Below are 17055 nucleotides of genomic sequence, written 5' to 3'. Positions count from 1 at the left end.
ACATGACGGACCTATCAGTGGCAACCCCGGCGGCGCAGGCCCCGATCGAGCGGCGCGCGGACATCGCGAGCCTGCTGCTCGACCGGCTCGGTGACGAGCGGCTCGGCCTGCGCACCCGGGAGCGGGACTGGACCTGGGACGCGGTGGTGCGGGAGTCGGCGGCGCGCGCCGAACTGGCTCGCGACCTGCGGCGCGACGGGCCGTTCCACATCGGTGTGCTGCTGGACAATGTGCCCGACTTCGTCTTCTGGCTGGGTGCGGCCGCGCTGGCGGGCGCGACCGTGGTCGGCATCAATCCCACGCGCGGCAACGCTCAGCTGGAAGCCGACATCCGCTATGTCGACTGCCAGCTGATCGTCACCGACGCCGCCGGCATGGCCCGGCTCGGCGCCCTGGACCTGGGCCTGGAACCGGATCGGTTCCTGCTGGTGGACGACCCGGCCTATATCGAGCGGGTGGCGGCGCACGCGGCCGAGCCGGTCGCGCACGCCGGCGCCGAGGCGTTGCTGCTGTTGCTGTTCACCTCGGGCACGACCGGCACCTCGAAGGCGGTCAAGTGCACCCAGCGCCGCCTGGCCATCCTCGGCTACGCGGCCAGCGACAAGTTCGGGCACATCCGCGCGGACGTGGACTACTGCTGCATGCCGCTGTTCCACGGCAACGCGATCATGGCGTTGTGGGCTCCGGCCCTGGTGAACGGTGCGACGGTGTGCTTGACCCCGAAGTTCTCCGCCACCGGATTCCTTCCCGACGTGCGGTATTTCGGCGCGACCTTCTTCACCTACGTGGGCAAGGCGCTGGGCTACCTGCTCGCCACCCCGGCGACCCCCGAGGATGCCGGCACCACCCTGGTCCGTGGTTTCGGCACCGAGGCGTCGGTGGCCGACCAGGCCGAGTTCCGCCGCCGCTTCGGGGCTGAGCTTTTCGAGGGGTACGGCTCGAGTGAGGGCCCGGCCCTGGCGGCGCTGGATCCGGAGGCTCCGGCCGCCGCGCTGGGCCGTCCGGCGCATCCGGGCGTGGCGGTCGTGAATCCGGACACACTCGAGGATTGTCCGCGCGCGGTATTGGATGAATACGGTCGCGTATTGAATCCGGACGAATCGGTCGGCGAGATGGTCGACAAGGCGGGCGCGATCGTATTCGAGGGCTATTACAAAAACGATGTCGCGGATGCCGAACGTTTGCGGAACGGTTGGTATTGGACAGGTGACCTGGGTTATATCGACGAAGCCGGATTCCTGTATTTCGGCGGTCGCAAAGGCGATTGGCTGCGCGTCGACGGTGAGAACACCTCGACGCTGTCCATCGAACAGGTCATCCGGCGGCACCCGGCGGTCATCGCCGCCGCGGTCTACGGCGTGCCTGATCCGCGCTCGGGCGACCGGGTGATGGCGGCCATCGAGGTCGCGGACCCGGACGCCTTCGACGCCGCCGAGTTCGCCGAATTCCTCACGGCCCAGGACGATCTCGGCTCCAAGGGCGCGCCGCGCCTGCTCCGGGTCTCCAGCAGCCTCCCGGTCACGGGATCGAACAAGGTGCTCAAACGTGAACTCCAGGAACAGCGCTGGCACACCGGCGAGCTGCTCTTCCGCTGGTTCGGCCGCGGGAAGCCCGAATACGAACGCCTGACCGATTCCGGCAAATTGGAACTCGAAGCCGAGTTCGTCTCATTCGGCCGAGGGAACCTGTTCTAACCCTGATTCGGTGACCTGCGCAGACTTTCGTTAGCATGGCGTAATCGAAGGTTCTGCAGGGAGGGTTGCCTTGTCTCACGACGGTCATGGGTCCGAAGAACAAACGCCGAAGGGGCTGACCGACGGCGCGCCGTTGCACGTCGATCTCACCGATACCGATCGCCGGATTATCGACGCGATCATCGCGCCGTCGCGGGCCTGGTTCAGCCCGCGCTTCTACGGGATGGAGAACTTCCCGCTCGAGGGTCCGGTGCTGCTCGTCGGCAATCACAGCCTGGCGGGCGGCACCGACGCGCCGCTGCTCGCGCACGAGATCCTGGTGCGCCACGATCGGCTGGTGCGGGGGCTCGCCGAGAACGTCCTCATCGACGTGCCGGGGCTGCGAGATGTGTTGCACCGCTGGGGAATCGTGCGCGGCAACCGCCGCAACTGCACCACGCTGCTCGAGCAGGGCGAAGCGGTGGCGGTGTTCCCGGGCGGCGGGCGCGAGGCCATGCGCGGCAAGGGCCAGAAGTATCAGTTGGTGTGGGAGGGCCGCACCGGCTTCGCCAAGATGGCCATCGCGACCGGCGCGCCCATCGTCCCGATCGCCATGGTCGGCGGCGACGACGTGTTCGACATCGTCTTCGACGGCGATCACCCGGCCATGTTCCCGGTGCGCAAGGCCGTCGAGGGCCTGGGCCTGCGCTCGACCCTGACCCCGCCGCTGATCCGCGGGCTGGGTCCCACCCTGGTGCCCAAGCCGGAGCGCTTCTACTTCTCGCTGGGCACGCCGATCGACACCAGCCCCTGGCGCGACATCCCCGACACCGACGCCGCGGCGAACGAACTGCAGGCCGTGGTGAAGAAGGCCCTCGAAGGCGAACTCGATTTCCTGCTCGGCGAACGCGACCGGGACCGCGGGCGCAGCCTGCTGGGTCGCACCCTGGGCCGCCTCGGCCTCTAGATCCGACTCCCCGAACCCCCGGTAGGTTTACCCGGGTTCAGGACCTCCGTTCCGCGACGTCAAGGGCGACTGTCGCAGTTCGGACCACTTTCTCGGCCCGTGAAGTTAACCTCCGTTCGACTTTCGAGTACGGTATTGAGCACAGGCGATGGTGCCGATGTGGTCACTGTAGGAGGTTGGCGTGGAGCGCACCCTTTTCGAACCCGAACACGAGCTGTTCCGGGAGTCGTTCCGTAAGTTTCTCGATCAGCATGTGGCCCCGAACCACGAGCAGTGGGAGCACGACGGCGTCGTCGATCGCTCGGTCTGGCTCGAGGCCGGCAAGCAGGGATTCCTCGGCATGGCGGTGCCGGAGCAGTACGGCGGCGGGGGCGAGGCCGACTTCCGCTACAACGCCATCGTGACCGAGGAGGTCACCAAGGGCATGTACTCCGGCCTGGGTTTCGGCCTGCACAATGACGTGATCGCGCCGTATCTGCTGGAGCTGGCGAACGAGGAACAGAAGCAGCGCTGGCTGCCCGGCTTCTGTTCCGGCGAGATCATCACCGCGATCGCGATGACCGAGCCCGGCACGGGTTCGGACCTGCAGGGCATCAAGACCCGCGCGGTGAAGGACGGCGACGACTGGATCCTCAACGGCTCCAAGACTTTCATCACCAACGGCATCAACGCCGACATCGTGATCGTGGTCGCCCAGACCGATCCGGCCGCGGGCGCCATGGGCTTCTCGCTGCTGGTGGTCGAGCGCGGCATGGCCGGTTTCGAACGCGGCCGCAATCTGGACAAGATCGGCCTCAAGGCGCAGGACACCGCCGAGCTGTCCTTCGCCGACGTCCGCGTCCCGGGCAAGAACCTGCTGGGCACCGAGGGACAGGGCTTCATCCACCTGATGCAGAACCTCCCGCAGGAGCGTCTGTCCATCGCCGTCATGGCCGCCGCCGCCATGGAGGGCTGCCTGGAGCTGACCTGCCAGTACGTGCGCGACCGCAAGGCCTTCGGCAAACCGATTGGCGCACTGCAGAACACCCGCTTCGTGCTGGCCGAGCTGGCCACCAAGACCACCGCGGTCCGGGTCTTCGTCGACCGCTGCATCGAACTGCTCAACGATCGCAAACTGAGCGTCGAGGAGGCCGCCATGGCCAAGTGGTGGTCCACCGAGGAGCAGCTCGACCTGATCAACCGCTGCCTCCAGCTGCACGGCGGCTACGGCTACATGCGCGAGTACCCGATCGCCAAGGCCTACATGGATGCCCGCATCCAGACCATCTACGGCGGCACCACCGAGATCATGAAGGAGATCATCGGCCGCAGCCTGAAGCTGACCTGACCCGGGTGCCGGCTTCCGTGGAACGCGACCGGAATACGTTCCGCGTCAGCGCTTTCCGCGGAGGCCGGGTCGGATGCCGACCCGGGTGGCCCCCGCGACACGCGATGGGTTGCTCTAATACTGGGTGGTCCTCGACGACCGGGCCGTCACGGGGCGGATCCGGCAGTATCCGGAGACCGGCTTCCGAATCACCAAGCGCCCATTTGCCCTGTCGGGGCTCTCGGATCTGTCATGATCCCATCGGGACCGGCGGCGGGCCGGATCACCGAGGAAAGGCGTGTCGCGTGAGTTCAGAGCTGGTTGTCCGCACCCTCGAAGACGGCGTCGCCACCCTCACCCTGAATCGGCCCGAGAAGCTGAACGCCCTGACCGCGGGCAGTTTCGAGGAGCTGCGCGCCCACCTGGACGCGCTGTCCGGCGCGGACGTGCGCTGCATCGTCCTCACCGGCGCCGGCCGCTCCTTCTGCGCCGGGCACGACCTGGAGTCGCTCGCCGCGGGCGGCGCCGTGGAATCGCGCTACGACGAGGCCAAGACTGTCACCATGCTCGAGGAGTTCCCGGCCCCGGTGATCGGCAAGATCCGCGGACACTGCTTCACCGGCGGCCTCGAACTCGCCCTGGCCTGCGACTTCCTGGTGGCCGGTGACACCGCGCAGTTCGGTGACACCCACAGCCAGTGGGGCTTGGCCCCGGTCTGGGGCATGTCGGTCCGGCTCCCCGAACGCGTCGGCATGGCCCGCGCCAAGGAACTCAGCTTCACCGCCCGCCGGATCAGCGGTGTCGAGGCCGCCGACATCGGTCTGGTGAACCACTGCGTCTCCGATGTCGGCCTCGACGAGTTCGTCGCCCGCCTGGCCGCTCAGATCGCCGCCAACTCCGCGGGCTCGAACCGAATCTACAAGTCCCTCTACGCCAATTCCCGCGACCTGCCCCGCGCCGAGGCCCTGCAGACCGAAACCGACCTCCCCTTCGGCATGCCCGACGACGCCATGGAGCGCCTGACCCGGCGCTGACGCGACCGCCCCGGGCGGCGCTCCGGATCAGACCTTGAGGGTTTCCTCGATGTCGCGCAGGCGGTGCCGGGCCAGGGCCAGGTTGCCGCGGGTGCGGTCGATGGCCACGTACAGGAACAGGCCGTGGGAGCGGCGGCCGCGCAGGGGGCGCACCAGGTGGTACTGGTTGTTCAGGGTGATGAGCATGTCCTCGATCTCCTCATTGAGGCCGAGTTGCTCGATGGTGCGCAGTTTGGCCCGCACCACTTCGGTATTGCCGGCCGCCGCCACCTCGAGATCCAGGGATTTCGAGCCGCCGAGCATGCCCAGGGGCATGCCGCTGCCGTAGTCGACGACTGCGGCGCCGATGGCGCCGTCGAGCATCATCATGGCCTTCAGGGCAACTTCCAAGTCCGCCATGGGTTTTCCTCTCCTAGCCGTGACGGGTTCTCGCGATCGGTGACGCTACGCCGGTACGGGCCCGGCGGTATGTGGTTTGCTGAAGAATTCCGCAAGGTACGCAATTAACAACTTACGCAATCAGTTAGGAAGGATGGGCGCGAAAAAACAGCGGGCGCAACCGTTTCCGGTTGCGCCCGCAGGCATCACGTCAACGGGTCAGCCGCAGAGACTGCCCGTGGCCGTGGCCGCCTCCAAAATCAGCGCGGCCTCCGCGTCCTCGCCCGCGCCACCCGGCAGCCGCGTCGACAGGTGCTCCCGGGGCACGCCGGCCGCCAGCGCCGAGCAGTACGCCTTGCCCAGGTCGACGGCCGCGAGCTTCTGGTCCAGATCGACCAGGATGTCCCCGTGCTCCTCGAGGTAGCTGACGAACACCTGCTCCTGCCCGGTGAGCGCGCGCTCCGCGGCGGCCACTCCGGCGGTCGCGCCCATCGTGGCGGCAGCGGCGGCAACCAGTGCGAAACCCGAAGCGAGACGGCTCTTCTTACCCACGAACTCTCCTTCAACATCGAATGAACCCGGCGAGCGTACCGCGCGCCCGGCCCATGGCCGCGTTGCCGAAGGCGATGGGCTCGGACTACTTCAGCGCCGCGTGCAGCAGCGTCACCCCGGCGGTCAACGCCGCGCCGGCGACCGGCCAGCTGGTGCCCGCCGGTTGGGTCGACAGCACCACGACGGCGTACCGGTAGGGCTGATCCGGCGACGTGCCGACCAGGCCCGTGGTGTCGAGGGTGGTCGACGAATTCAGGTCCATCCAGCCCTGTTTGACCGCCCAGCTCTTGCCGGTGAGCGCGTCGGGGATGCCGAAGAACTGATCGGTGCCGTCGGCGGCGGTCCGGGCGGTGTCGCGCAGTGCGCCCAGGATCAGATCGCGGGTCGCGGCCGGGGCCGCGGTGGTGATGTAGTGGAAGATCGTGACGACATCGCGTGGGGTGGTGAGGGTTTCGCCCCACTGCGCGGTGTCCTCGGGCGCGGTGGTGGCGGTCAGCCCGATCGCCGCGACCATCCGATCGATGATCGCGTTGTCGCCGCCGGCCTCCCAGAGCTGATCGGCGATGTCGTCGTCACTGGCCGAGAGCATCTGGGTCACCCTCGTGGCGGTATCCGGATCCGGTTGCGCGCCTTGGCTTCCCAGGGTGTCGAGCGCGATCAGGAGCTTGACCACCGACGCGGTGTAGAACTGCTGGTCGGCATTGAGACTGGCGATGGCCGTCCCGGTGGTGGTGTCCACCACGTCGATTCCGACCGTGGTGCCCGGCGAGGCCGCCTGGACGGCGGTCTGCATCTGCTGGGCGATGGCGGTCACCGAGATGGGATGCGGCGCGGCCACCGCCGCGGGCGGGGTGGCCTGCGGCGCCTGACCCGGCCCGGCCTGGTCGTGCGAGGTGGCGAAGGCGGCGGGCGCGCCCAGCGCCGACAAGGCGACCACGGCGACGAGACCTCCGGTCGCGATCCACGACCACCGTGCGCGCGGGGTGTGGGCCTGAATCGAGCTCATGCTCCATTACATCGACACGAAGCTCGAGACATTTCCAGCGGAAACCTGTCAATTTCCTGTTAAGCACGCGTCGATCTGATCTCGGTTCGGCGACGGCGCTGACCGGCTATTTTGTGGCGAACTAAGATTATCGCTAGGTCGGGGATTATCCCGATGGAGGCAACCATGAGTGCATACCGTGATATTTTCCGAAATGTCCTCATAAGAAGCCTCGCCCCGGTCGGATTAGGGGTGCTGGCGCTGATTGTCCCGGTGTCCTCGCACGCCGACTCGGACCATGGAAACGGCTGTGTTCTGTACTCCGACAACACATCAGCAACTGTGGACTCGCTCCGGTTCAGATGTGCGCTCGAGCAGGTGGACGCGATCTATCGGGACGCCCCGCGCGGCGACGTCCCGGTCGGCGCGAAGGACGGCTGGGTCGCCGCACCCCTCCAGGCGCAGTCCTGGACATCGCTGGTCTGGATCGGCAAGGACTTCTACACCGGTCCCACCGGCGGATACCTGCACAACCGCATGACCCCCGCGGATCTGGAAGCCTGGCCCGCCACGGTGTATGCCGGGCCGTCCGTCGTCGACGGCGAGCCCGCCTGGATCCTCGACTACGCCCCGTCCCCGACCCCAGCCGTGTACGACGAGATCCGCGAGGTCACCCCCGGCGTGTGGCTCGGCTACACGTGGTTCCGCCTGGGCGGCAACTTCATACCGCAGTTCAGTTTCGTCCTGGCCTGAGCCGCCCGGCGGCTTCGGATCAGCGCGCACGTAACCGTCGTGCCCGGTGGTCTCGGATTGATAGACGTGGACTCCGTTGTCCACGAAAGGAATTCGATGACCACCTCGCTGTTTCTCCCTGCCCGCGTCCGGGTCGTGCGGTCATGAGCGCGCCCGCGGAAACCGAGGTGTGGGCGCCGGTCGGGCGCACCGTGGGGGCGGTGTGCGCGGTCGGCATCCTCGTGGTCGGGCAGTTGTACGTGGTGCTGCCGGTGCTGAATCGGCTGGCGGCGGACTGGGATACGTCCAAATCCGCGGCCACCTGGACGACCACGGCCTTCGGGCTGGCCTACGGGGCGGGCTTCCTGGTGACCGGGCCGCTGTCGGATCGGTGGGGGAGGCGGCCGGTCATCGTCGGCGGGCTGGCGGCCACCGTGGTGAGCACCCTGCTGGTGGCGGCCGCGCCGGGGCTGGTGACCGGGCTCTCGGTGCGAATCCTGCAGGGGCTCACGGCGTCGTTCTTCGCCCCCGCGGCGTTCGCCTATCTGTCGGAGCGGATCGCGCCGGAGCGCAGGATCTTCGCGCTCACCTGCCTGACCAGTTCGTTCCTCGGGGCGGGGGTGGTGGCGCAGGTGCTGGCGCAGCTCATCGGGAACGCGCTGGGCTGGCACGCGATCTTCGTGGCCGGGGCGATCGCGTTCGCGGTCTCGGCGGTGGTGCTGCGGGTGGTGCTGCAACCGCCGGCCCGGTCGGCGGATCCCCGGGCGGACGACGGTGATTCAGGAACCGGTGTCGTGCCGTCGCGGTCGGTGTTCGCGCCGTTCGTGGAGCTGCTCCGGCAATCCCGCCTCGCCCTGCTGTATCTGAGCTGCCTGGCGATCCTCGGCTCCTTCGTGGGCGTCTACACCGGCATCCAGCTCGCCCCGCCCAAGGGCGTGGGCTCCGGCAACGGCGCGCTGCTCGCCCTGCGGGCCAGCGCGATTCCCGCCATGGTGGCGATTCCGCTGCTCGCCGGGCGGCTCGGCGGCATCGCCCCGGCCACCCGGCTGGTCGCCGCGCTGGGAGCCGCCGCGCTCGCCGTGGCCGTGGCCGCGGTGCCGCTCGGCGGGGTCTGGGTGGCGGTGTGGTTGTTCGTGTTCGTCGCCGCCATCGCGGTGGCCGCCCCCGCCGCCGTCCAGACGATCACGGCCGGCGCGGGCGCGGCCCGCGGCGCGGCCACCGCGCTGTACACCTTCGCCCTGTTCCTCGGCGCGAGCGCGGGCCCGCAGCTGGCCAATCTCGTGGCTCGGCACGGCTATTCGGCGGTGGCCCTGGCCGTCGCGGCGCTCTCGGCGACCGGCGCCGCCCTGGCCGCCGCGGCCGGGTTTCGATCGGCGTGGTTGAAATGATTCTCGAAAAAGTCTGCCCCCCATACTGTTTCGATCACGGTCATGAGTTCCAGCGCGAAGCCCCGGCTCGCTGGGCGGCAACCCTCCGGGCGGTGGGGTGCTCCGGGTGACGACCGGATGGCGGCGAGCGTCGCCATAAGCGTCTTGTTCTCGGAGGGAAAATGTCTGTAGCTCAGCTCGATTCGGCGTCCACGACCGTGGTGGAGGCGGCCGTCGGCGAGGTGCTGCTGGTGGCTGATCGGTTCCGCGGGATCGCCGCGGACGATCGCGCCTTCACCGTGTCCGGTCTGGTGGCCGCGCTGCGCGCGGGTCGCTGGCGGACGGCGGAGGAGCCGCTGACCGTGCGGCTCGGGCAGGGGGTCACCCGCCACGATCTCGACTACGTCGAGCACGTGGCGATCGTGCACGCCCCGGCGGGCTTGCGGGTGGCCGGGGCGGTCGCCGAACCGGCCCCGCGCCACCAGGTGCACAAGTATCAGCACTCGAATGTGCTGCTGGCCGGGCTGGTCCGGGAATCGGAGACCGCGTTCCGGGCGGATCTGCGGATCCACGGCGACAACGAACTACTGCTCGACCATCAGACCGGCGAGCACGTGCAGGGGATCGTGATCGTGGAGGCCGTGCGCCAGCTGTTCCTCGGCGCGTTCGAGCTGGAGTACGGCCGCCGCTGGCCCGAACAGCACTTCTACATCGTGTGGAACAACATCGAATTGGAGTTCAAGTCCTTCCTGTTCCCGCTGCCCGCCACCCTGCACGCGACGCTGACCCCGGTGTCCATCGACGATCCGGGGAAGCTGGAATTCAGCATCGAGGTGGAGGTCCGCCAGCTCGGCCGCTCCGTTGCCACCGCCCGCATCGGCTACGCCGCACTGCCCAACGAACGCATCTCGCAGATCGAACGGCACAAGGCGGCCAAGGCGATCGCGGCTTACCTCGACGAGGTGGCATGAGCGCGGGCGCGGCGTTCTTCGACGTCGACGAAACCCTGATCACCGTCAAGAGCATGTTCGCGTTCCTGCGGTTCTGGCTGGCCGAGAACGGTGACGACGGTGGCGAATACGCGCGCCTGACCGGGGAGATCCAGCAGCGGGCCGCCGCGGGCACACCGCGGGAGGAGGTGAATCGGCACTACTACCGGGCCTATCGCGGAGTCGAGGCCGCGGCACTGGACGCGGCCGGGCGACGCTGGTTCACCGAATTCGCCGCGAGTGACACCGTCTACTACACCGACACGGTGGAAAGGCTGCGCGCACACCGTGATTCAGGGCACGCCACGGTGCTGCTGTCGGGCTCCTTCGGCGCGGCCGTCGCACCGGTGGCGGCGGCGGTCGGAGCCGACCACCTCATCACCACCGTGCCCGTCGCCGACGAGCACGGCGTGCTCACCGGCGAGGTGTGGCGGCCCATGATCGGCGAGGCCAAGGCCGCGGCCGTCACCGGGTTCCTGCGCGAACACGCGATCGCGCGGGAGAACAGTTACGGCTACGGCGATCACGCCAGCGACCTGCCGTTCCTGCGGGCCGTCGCGCACCCCGGCTATCGCGGTGACGACGCGGTGCTCGCCGTCCACGGCACCGGCTGGATCCACCTGTCCGACCGGGTCGGCGCCTCCATCGACGACCCGGGCCGCCTTCTCTCCGACCAGGAAGTGCTCTCCGTATGGTGACCAAGCGCTACGAACTCACCCCGACCACGCAGGGGCCGCTCTACCCGCCGAGCGAAGTGCTCGACGCGGACGGCGATTTCATCGTCGTGGGATACCTGACCGTCCCGGGGACCGGCGGCGCCGTCACCCGACGGTGGGGGCGGGCCATCGTCGCGGCCGACACCCCCGTGCCCGCTTTCGGTGAGTCGGCGGCCTACACGATCGTGCGGGAACTGCCCGACGAGCTGTCGGCGGAGGACGCGGCGGGGGTCCTGCACACGCTTCCGCTTCCGCTGCCCGCCAACAACTATCCGGTGGTCTTCGCGCCCGATCAGCTTCCCGAGGCCGCGAGTGTGACGCGGCCGAGCTACCCGTTCCACGAGACGCCCATCCCGGATTTCCGGCCCGAGGACGGACGCAAGCTGACCGGCCCGGTGACACTGGGGGACTGGCTGCGGGCCCGCGGCACCCTGGACGTGACCGTGGATTTGGACGATGCGCGGCAGGCGGAGTTCCGGTTCGAGTTCACCGGGCTCATTCCGGATTCGCTGTACACGGTGATGTCCTTGCGTGCCAAGGACTTGGACCCGGACGCGCCCACCCGGCCCGGGCCGCTGGGCGTGCCCAATGTGTTCGTCACCGACGAGCACGGCACGGCGAGCTACCGGGCGGTGCTGCCCAACCCGTTCCCGGATCCGGCGCTGCCGGGCGCGAACCGCATCATCAGCGTGGTCGTGCTCTGGCAGAGCTACCAGCAGAACTACGGCGGCGCGATAGGGCATTTCGGGCTGGGCGGTGATATCCACGCCCAGCTCAAACTGCCGGACCCGTCCTTCGCCGAGTTCCTGACCACCGACTGAGGCCGATCACCGCGCGGCGCGGTACACCCGTCGCGCGGTGAGCACCAGCGGAATCTGCAGCGGGAGGCGGAGCAGGGCACCGGCTTTCAATGGCAGGGCGCGGTCGCTGCTGAGCCAGTCGTAGGCCATGTACAGGTTGCCGGGGAAAACGGCGACGAACAGCAGCGCGGCGAGCCGCGCGCCCAGGCCGCGGGTGCGCGGGATCGCGAGCAGAGCGCCCGCGGTGAGCTCGGCCGCGCCCGAAACGTGGGTGTAGGTGCGGGGTTCGCCCGGCAGCTGGGGCGGGATCAGGGTGTCGAACGGCTTGGGCATGAGGAAGTGCAGGGTGCCCATACCCAGCAGCAGGCCGGCGAGCGCGAGGGCGCGCCCCCGAATTCCATTGGTGCCGACGGGTTGGATTGTCGCCGGAGAGTGCGACAGATCTGCTGTCATTGGTGCAGCATAACCGGTTGGTATGTATTGCTCGACGGGCGGCGGGGATCCGCGTTTCCGCGCGGTGTGTCGTCGCGGGCGAGTGGCCGATCACCAAGGGATAGCGCACAATTAGGCTGCCGTCCGGGTCGAGCAGGGGATGTTATGAAGGCGCACAAAGGGCTTGCGATGGCCCTGCTGGTCCTGAGCATGACGATCGGATGCTCGAAGGAGGCCGCCACCCATCCGGCCAATGTGCCCGCCCAGGCGGTTCCGCAGCCCGCGCCCAAACAGAACAATTCCGCGATCCCGGTCGGACCCGGACCCCAGGGCACCTACACCGTGCAGGCGCAGCCCGCACCCGGCAGCTGCCACTACCGCAAGACCGCCGACGGCCAGCCGCTGCCCGACCCGGCCTGCACGCCGGGCGCGCTGAATCCCACAGTGACAGCGGCCAATCTGGCCGACACCATCTGTAAGTCGGGGTACACCGCCTCGATTCGGCCCAACAGTAATATCACCGGCCGCGAGAAGACCGAGAACATCAAGTCCTACGGCTACAACGGCGACCCCCGCGACGGCGAGTACGACCACCTCATCTCCCTCGAACTCGGCGGCGACCCCAATGACGCGCGCAACCTGTGGGTCGAGCCGCCGTCCCCGGGGCACAAGGACGGGGCGGGGCCGAACAACCCCAAGGACGGCGTCGAGTCCAAGCTGCACACGCTGATCTGCGACGGCAAGGTCGCCCTCAGCGACGCGCAGGTCGCCATCGCGACCGACTGGACGACCGCACTCGCCACGGTGGGCTTCCCTGCCGGCAAGTGAATGCGGCGCGCGCGTCGGCCCCGGCGTGCCGCCGCGAAACCACCTCACGCCGCTGCCACCGGCCTACGATCGAACGATGCCGGCGTCGCAGGACCGCTCGACCATGATCGAGGGCCGGGTCGTGCACAAGCTGAACAACGCCCTGGAGATCACCTTCAGTGTGGGGCCCGAGGACGCGCTGGCCACCGGGGTGCAGGGCGCGGGCAACGGGCTTGCGGCCAAGGCCGCCATCCTGTTCGGCTTCAAGAACGGCGGGACCGGTCGGCATCGCATCACCTACGCCGACGGATCGGTGGTGTGGGTGGAGTCCAAGGACTCCGCGCCCACCGTCATCAGCCGCGGTGACGGCACCTCCATCGGCTCGATCCAGCGCGCCGACACCTCCACGGCCGTCGGGTCCACGGCGGGAACGCTTTTCCACTTCGTGCCAGACCCGGACGAGCCCCGCACACCCGAGCTGTTCCGGCTGCTCGTACTCGACCGCATGGGCGCGGAGGTCGGCCGGCTCGACGTGGTGCGCACCGCGGGCGGCTGGACCGTGCGCCGGCTCGTGAACGACGTCTACAACGAGTCGTTCTGGTGGGATCGAGCGGGACAGCCGCTGCCGGTACCGATCCTGGGCACCCGGCTGTGGCTGAAGCACCCGCTCGACCCCGTCGAACGCGATGTGCTGCTGGGGGTGTGCGTGGACATCGCGCTCGGGCTGCGGCCCTACATCACCGCCATGCGCTAGCCGTCAGTCCGCGACCTTGATGATCAGCTTGCCGACGTTCTTGCCGGTGAGCAGACCCTGGAAGGCCTCGACCGCGTGCTCCAGGCCGTCGACGATGTCCTCGAGGTAGGTGAGCTTGCCCTCCGCGATCCACTGCGCCGCGGTCGGCTGGAACTCGCCGATCTGATCCCAGAACTCCGACACGATGAAGCCGCGCACGGTCAGGCTCTTGCGCAGGATGTTCGAGGTGAGCAGCGGCAGCCGGTCCGGGCCGGGCGGCAGATCGGTGTCGTTGTAGTTGGCGACCAAGCCGCACAACGGAACCCGGGCATAGGTGTTCAGACGCGGCAGCACCGCGTCGAACACCGCGCCGCCGACATTCTCGAAGTACACGTCGATGCCGTCCGGGGTGGCGGCGGCCAGCTGCTCGGCGAAATCGGGTGCGCGATGGTCGATCGCGGCATCGAAGCCGAAGCGGTCCCGCAGCAGCGCCACCTTCTCCGGTCCGCCCGCGATGCCGACGGCCCGCGCGCCCTGGATCTTCGCGATCTGGCCGACCGTCGCGCCGACCGGGCCGGTCGCGGCCGCGACCACCACCGTCTCGCCCGGCTTCGGACGGCCGATGGTGAGCAGGCCCGTGTAGGCGGTCAACCCCGGCATACCGAGCACGCCGAGCGCGGTGGTGAGCGGCGCGGCCGCCGGATCCAGCTTCTGCAAGGCCTGCACGTTCTCGACCGAATGCGTCTGCCATCCGGCCCAGCCGAGCACGATATCGCCGGGTTGCAGTGCCGGATCGGTGGATTCGATCACCCGCGACACCGCGCCGCCGCACATGGTGTCGCCGATCTCGACCGGCGGGGCGTAGGACGGCGCGTCGCTCATCCGCCCGCGCATGTAGGGGTCCAGCGACAGGTACAGCGTCTGCAACAGCGCCTCGCCCGGCCGCGGGGGCTCGAGCTCCACGGTCTCGGTCCGGAAGTTCTCCTGCTCGGGCATCCCGACCGGGCGGGAGGCGAGCACTATGCGGGTGGATTTCATGCGTACATTGTGGCGATTTCGTGGGGATTCGCGCCCGGTTCCGCGTGCCCGTCCTCGTCACCGGGATTCGCCAGCATGATGGGTGGCATGGCTGAACAGATGAACACATGCGCGGACTGCTGATCGTGCTGGTCGTGCTGGCGATCGCGCTGATCGTCGGCGACCGCGTCGCGGTCGGCATGGCCCAGAACGAGATCGCCCGCCAGATCGCCGCCGATTACAAGCTGCCCGAGCAGCCCAAGGTCACCATCGGCGGAATTCCCTTCCTCACCCAGGCCCTGGATGGCACCTACGCCGACATCGGCATCCGGATCGGCGACTGGAGTGACCCCGACATCTCCGTCCGCGACCTGGACGTCAAGCTCACCAATGTCTCGGCGCCGCTGGATGACGTCATCAACAAGCGCACCGAGAAACTCACCGCCGAAACCGCCACCGCCACGGCCCGCGTCCCCTACGACACGGTCCAGCGCTATGCCCCGGCCGGGGTCGAGTCCATCTCCTACAGCCCCGAGGGCCTCCGTGTCTCGGGCACCTTCACCGTGGCCGGTATCCCGGTTCCCGCAACGGTCTTCGTCACCGTGGCTCTCGCCGACAACGGCATCGTCGTGACCCCGACGTCCATCCAACCGGCGGCGGGCGGCCCCACCCTGTCCCTGGCGGCGCTCAGCGAATCCCTGACCTTCACCATCCCGCTGGAGAAGCTTCCCCTGGGGGCCCGCCTGACGTCGCTCGAGCCCGCTGCGGACGGCCTGCACGTCACCGCCGTGGCTCACACCGTCCGGTTCTCCGACCTGTCCTGAGCCGCTGCTCGGAGTCCGAACAGCTCAGATCCGGGGTAGGTCGGCCCAGTCCGGGGGGAGGACTTCGCAGGACACGTCGGCGATTTCGCCGAGGCGGGACGGGGGGACGCCGATCCGGCTCAGTTGGATGAGGCCCTGGGTGGTCATGATGACGCTCGCGCCCAGGGTCGAGAGCAGAGCCTCGTCGGGGTGCGGCATGGCCGGGCGGAGTCGGTCGGCCACAGCGGTTTCCATGGCCGTGGTGGTGCGGGTGGCGATAGTGGCCACCTCGGGGATGCGGGTGGCGAGGTGGGCGATGCTGTTGAGCATCAGGCAGCCGCGGTGGTCGGGGTGGGCGGCGCAATCGTCGATGACGGCACGGCAGAGGGTGCGCACGGCGTCGCGCGCGGAGCCGGGTGCCGACTCGAGGGTCTCGCGCACGAAGCGGGCGCGCTGCTCGCAGTAGCGCTCGAAGGCGGCCAGGAACAGGCCGCGTTTGCTGGTGTAGGCGGCGTAGATGCTGCCGTTGCCGATGCCGGTCGCGCGGGAGACGTCGTCGACCGACGTGGTGTCGAAACCCTTCGCCCAGAAGAGTTCCACCGCGGCGGCGAGCAATGCCTGCTCGTCGAACTGCCGTGGTCTGCCCATGGGGTCACCGTATCAATCTGCGATCTCGCGCACTCCGCTTGTTATGGAGCCGTGCCTCCAGAATAATAGTGGACATGTCAGCCAAATCTTCCGGTCCGAACCGCCGCCGGGTGGGGATCCTCGTCTTCGATGGTGTGAAGATGCTCGACTTCGCCGGTCCCGCCGAGGTCTTCATGGAGGCCAACCAGGCGGTGCACGGCTACGACGTGGTGTTGGTGTCACCGGACGGACGGGAGGTGCAGACCTCGATCGGCGCGAAGGTGGCGGTGAACGGGGCCGCGGCCGACGCCGGACCCTTCGACATCGTGGTGATCCCGGGCAGTGAGCTGCCCGCGTCGGTCTTCGTGACACCCGAACTGCTGGCCGCGGCCCGGCACCTGTCCGCGCGCACCCGGCGGCTGGTGTCGATCTGCAGCGGGACCGCGGTACTGGCCGAACTGGGCCTGCTGGACGGGCGGCGGGTGACCACGCACTGGAAGTTCGCACCGGACCTGGCCCGGCGCTTCCCGGCGGTCGAGGTGGATGCCGATGCCATCTTCGTGCGCGACGGAAACCTGTACAGCTCCGCCGGAGTCGCGGCGGGCGTGGATCTGGCGCTCGCATTGGTGGAGGAGGATCACGGCGCGGATGTGGCGCGGCGGACGGCGCAGCTGCTCGTGGTCTATATGCAACGGGCGGGCGGACAGTCGCAGTTCTCGGCCTCCCTGACCGGTCCCGTGGCGCGCAGCCCGCTGGTGCGCCGGGTCGTCGATCTGATCTGCGCGGATCCGGCTTTCCCGCACACGGTGCAGACCCTGGCCGCGCACGCGCAGGTCAGCGTGCGGCATCTGACCCGGCTGTTCCGGTCCGAACTCGAACGCTCACCGGCCGAATACGTGGCCTTCATCCGCTTCGGCGTCGCTCGCGACCTGCTGCACGCCGGGTCCACGGTGACCGAAGCGGCCATGATCGCGGGCTACGGCAGTGGTGAGGCGCTGCGCCGGGCTTTCATTGCGCGCCTGGGCATTTCGCCGCGCAGCTACCAACAGCGGTTCCGGACGACCGGGTCGGCGAGCTGGGCGGATGTCCAGGAATCGGCGGTGGCGGCCGTGTCCTGAATCGTGGATTTCGCGGCCC

19 protein-coding genes and 1 riboswitch are annotated in these 17055 nt (G+C 68.8%); of the genes, 13 read left to right on the top strand and 6 right to left on the bottom strand.

The window, feature by feature from the left end:
• Positions 1-2: 2 nt before the first annotated feature.
• From ACFYTS_RS20310 to ACFYTS_RS20295, 4 genes are all read left to right on the top strand, one after another.
• The gene (locus tag ACFYTS_RS20310) at positions 3-1694 is read left to right on the top strand and encodes an AMP-binding protein (protein ID WP_387306287.1); all 1692 of its coding nucleotides are present in this window, start codon (positions 3-5) and stop codon (positions 1692-1694) included.
• A gap of 70 nt (positions 1695-1764) precedes the next feature.
• A complete protein-coding gene (locus ACFYTS_RS20305) occupies positions 1765-2640 on the top strand; it encodes a lysophospholipid acyltransferase family protein (RefSeq protein WP_357282920.1) in 876 nt (291 codons plus the stop codon).
• Positions 2641-2821: 181 nt separating this feature from the next.
• The gene (locus tag ACFYTS_RS20300; protein ID WP_357096590.1) at positions 2822-3967 is read left to right on the top strand and encodes an acyl-CoA dehydrogenase family protein; all 1146 of its coding nucleotides are present in this window, start codon (positions 2822-2824) and stop codon (positions 3965-3967) included.
• 284 nt (positions 3968-4251) lie between these two features.
• Entirely contained in the window at positions 4252-4980 is a 729-nt protein-coding gene (locus ACFYTS_RS20295) for an enoyl-CoA hydratase/isomerase family protein (RefSeq protein WP_387306285.1), read from the top strand.
• Between the two features lie 27 nt (positions 4981-5007).
• Here the strand turns inward: ACFYTS_RS20295 and ACFYTS_RS20290 are convergent, their stop codons facing one another.
• The 3 genes from ACFYTS_RS20290 to ACFYTS_RS20280 form a co-directional block, all read right to left on the bottom strand.
• Positions 5008-5379 carry a hypothetical protein gene (locus ACFYTS_RS20290; protein ID WP_387306283.1) on the bottom strand — a complete coding sequence of 124 codons (372 nt, stop codon included), beginning with the start codon at positions 5377-5379 and terminating at the stop codon, positions 5008-5010.
• A gap of 198 nt (positions 5380-5577) precedes the next feature.
• Entirely contained in the window at positions 5578-5910 is a 333-nt protein-coding gene (locus ACFYTS_RS20285) for a DUF732 domain-containing protein (RefSeq protein ID WP_387306281.1), read from the bottom strand.
• Positions 5911-5995: 85 nt separating this feature from the next.
• On the bottom strand, positions 5996-6916 hold the full coding sequence (locus tag ACFYTS_RS20280) for a hypothetical protein (protein WP_387306279.1): 921 nt from the start codon (positions 6914-6916) through the stop codon (positions 5996-5998).
• 357 nt (positions 6917-7273) lie between these two features.
• Between ACFYTS_RS20280 and ACFYTS_RS20275 the strand changes: the two genes are divergently transcribed.
• The 5 genes from ACFYTS_RS20275 to ACFYTS_RS20255 all read left to right on the top strand — a co-directional run bounded on the left by ACFYTS_RS20275 (position 7274) and on the right by ACFYTS_RS20255 (position 11520).
• The gene (locus ACFYTS_RS20275) at positions 7274-7648 is read left to right on the top strand and encodes a hypothetical protein (protein WP_357282930.1); all 375 of its coding nucleotides are present in this window, start codon (positions 7274-7276) and stop codon (positions 7646-7648) included.
• 143 nt (positions 7649-7791) lie between these two features.
• Positions 7792-9015: an MFS transporter gene (locus ACFYTS_RS20270; RefSeq protein ID WP_387306277.1), complete on the top strand. Its 1224-nt coding sequence runs from the start codon at positions 7792-7794 to the stop codon at positions 9013-9015.
• 38 nt (positions 9016-9053) lie between these two features.
• A riboswitch (SAM riboswitch) is annotated at positions 9054-9163 on the top strand.
• Positions 9164-9176: 13 nt separating this feature from the next.
• The gene (locus tag ACFYTS_RS20265) at positions 9177-9965 is read left to right on the top strand and encodes an AfsA-related hotdog domain-containing protein (protein ID WP_387306275.1); all 789 of its coding nucleotides are present in this window, start codon (positions 9177-9179) and stop codon (positions 9963-9965) included.
• A complete protein-coding gene (locus tag ACFYTS_RS20260) occupies positions 9962-10681 on the top strand; it encodes an HAD family hydrolase (RefSeq protein ID WP_387306274.1) in 720 nt (239 codons plus the stop codon). The genes ACFYTS_RS20265 and ACFYTS_RS20260 overlap by 4 nt, the downstream gene beginning before the upstream one ends.
• Positions 10675-11520, top strand: coding sequence for a hypothetical protein (locus ACFYTS_RS20255; protein ID WP_387306272.1), 846 nt, complete (start codon positions 10675-10677; stop codon positions 11518-11520). The genes ACFYTS_RS20260 and ACFYTS_RS20255 overlap by 7 nt, the downstream gene beginning before the upstream one ends.
• A gap of 6 nt (positions 11521-11526) precedes the next feature.
• Here the strand turns inward: ACFYTS_RS20255 and ACFYTS_RS20250 are convergent, their stop codons facing one another.
• Positions 11527-11853 carry a hypothetical protein gene (locus ACFYTS_RS20250; protein WP_357096746.1) on the bottom strand — a complete coding sequence of 109 codons (327 nt, stop codon included), beginning with the start codon at positions 11851-11853 and terminating at the stop codon, positions 11527-11529.
• A gap of 243 nt (positions 11854-12096) precedes the next feature.
• On the opposite strand from ACFYTS_RS20250, the gene ACFYTS_RS20245 reads away from it, so the two are divergent.
• Both ACFYTS_RS20245 and ACFYTS_RS20240 read left to right on the top strand, forming a co-directional pair.
• A complete protein-coding gene (locus ACFYTS_RS20245; protein ID WP_357282937.1) occupies positions 12097-12759 on the top strand; it encodes a hypothetical protein in 663 nt (220 codons plus the stop codon).
• A 76-nt stretch (positions 12760-12835) separates the two neighbouring features.
• Positions 12836-13492: a hypothetical protein gene (locus ACFYTS_RS20240; RefSeq protein ID WP_357282939.1), complete on the top strand. Its 657-nt coding sequence runs from the start codon at positions 12836-12838 to the stop codon at positions 13490-13492.
• 3 nt (positions 13493-13495) lie between these two features.
• Here ACFYTS_RS20240 and ACFYTS_RS20235 read toward each other — a convergent pair whose 3' ends face one another.
• Positions 13496-14509, bottom strand: coding sequence for an NADP-dependent oxidoreductase (locus ACFYTS_RS20235; RefSeq protein ID WP_387306270.1), 1014 nt, complete (start codon positions 14507-14509; stop codon positions 13496-13498).
• A 107-nt stretch (positions 14510-14616) separates the two neighbouring features.
• Between ACFYTS_RS20235 and ACFYTS_RS20230 the strand changes: the two genes are divergently transcribed.
• On the top strand, positions 14617-15312 hold the full coding sequence (locus tag ACFYTS_RS20230; RefSeq protein WP_387306268.1) for a DUF2993 domain-containing protein: 696 nt from the start codon (positions 14617-14619) through the stop codon (positions 15310-15312).
• A 24-nt stretch (positions 15313-15336) separates the two neighbouring features.
• Here the strand turns inward: ACFYTS_RS20230 and ACFYTS_RS20225 are convergent, their stop codons facing one another.
• Entirely contained in the window at positions 15337-15939 is a 603-nt protein-coding gene (locus ACFYTS_RS20225) for a TetR/AcrR family transcriptional regulator (protein WP_387306266.1), read from the bottom strand.
• 74 nt (positions 15940-16013) lie between these two features.
• Here ACFYTS_RS20225 and ACFYTS_RS20220 point away from each other — a divergent pair, with 74 nt between their 5' ends.
• Complete coding sequence (locus ACFYTS_RS20220) at positions 16014-17036, top strand: GlxA family transcriptional regulator (RefSeq protein ID WP_387306264.1); 1023 nt, start codon at positions 16014-16016, stop codon at positions 17034-17036.
• The last annotated feature ends 19 nt before the right edge of the window (positions 17037-17055 follow it).

Origin of the sequence: Nocardia sp. NPDC004151 (assembly GCF_042874235.1) — a bacterium.
GTDB lineage: Bacteria > Actinomycetota > Actinomycetes > Mycobacteriales > Mycobacteriaceae > Nocardia.
The sequence above is the reverse complement of the archived record's forward strand: the minus strand, read 5'-3'. Positions and strand labels throughout refer to the sequence as shown.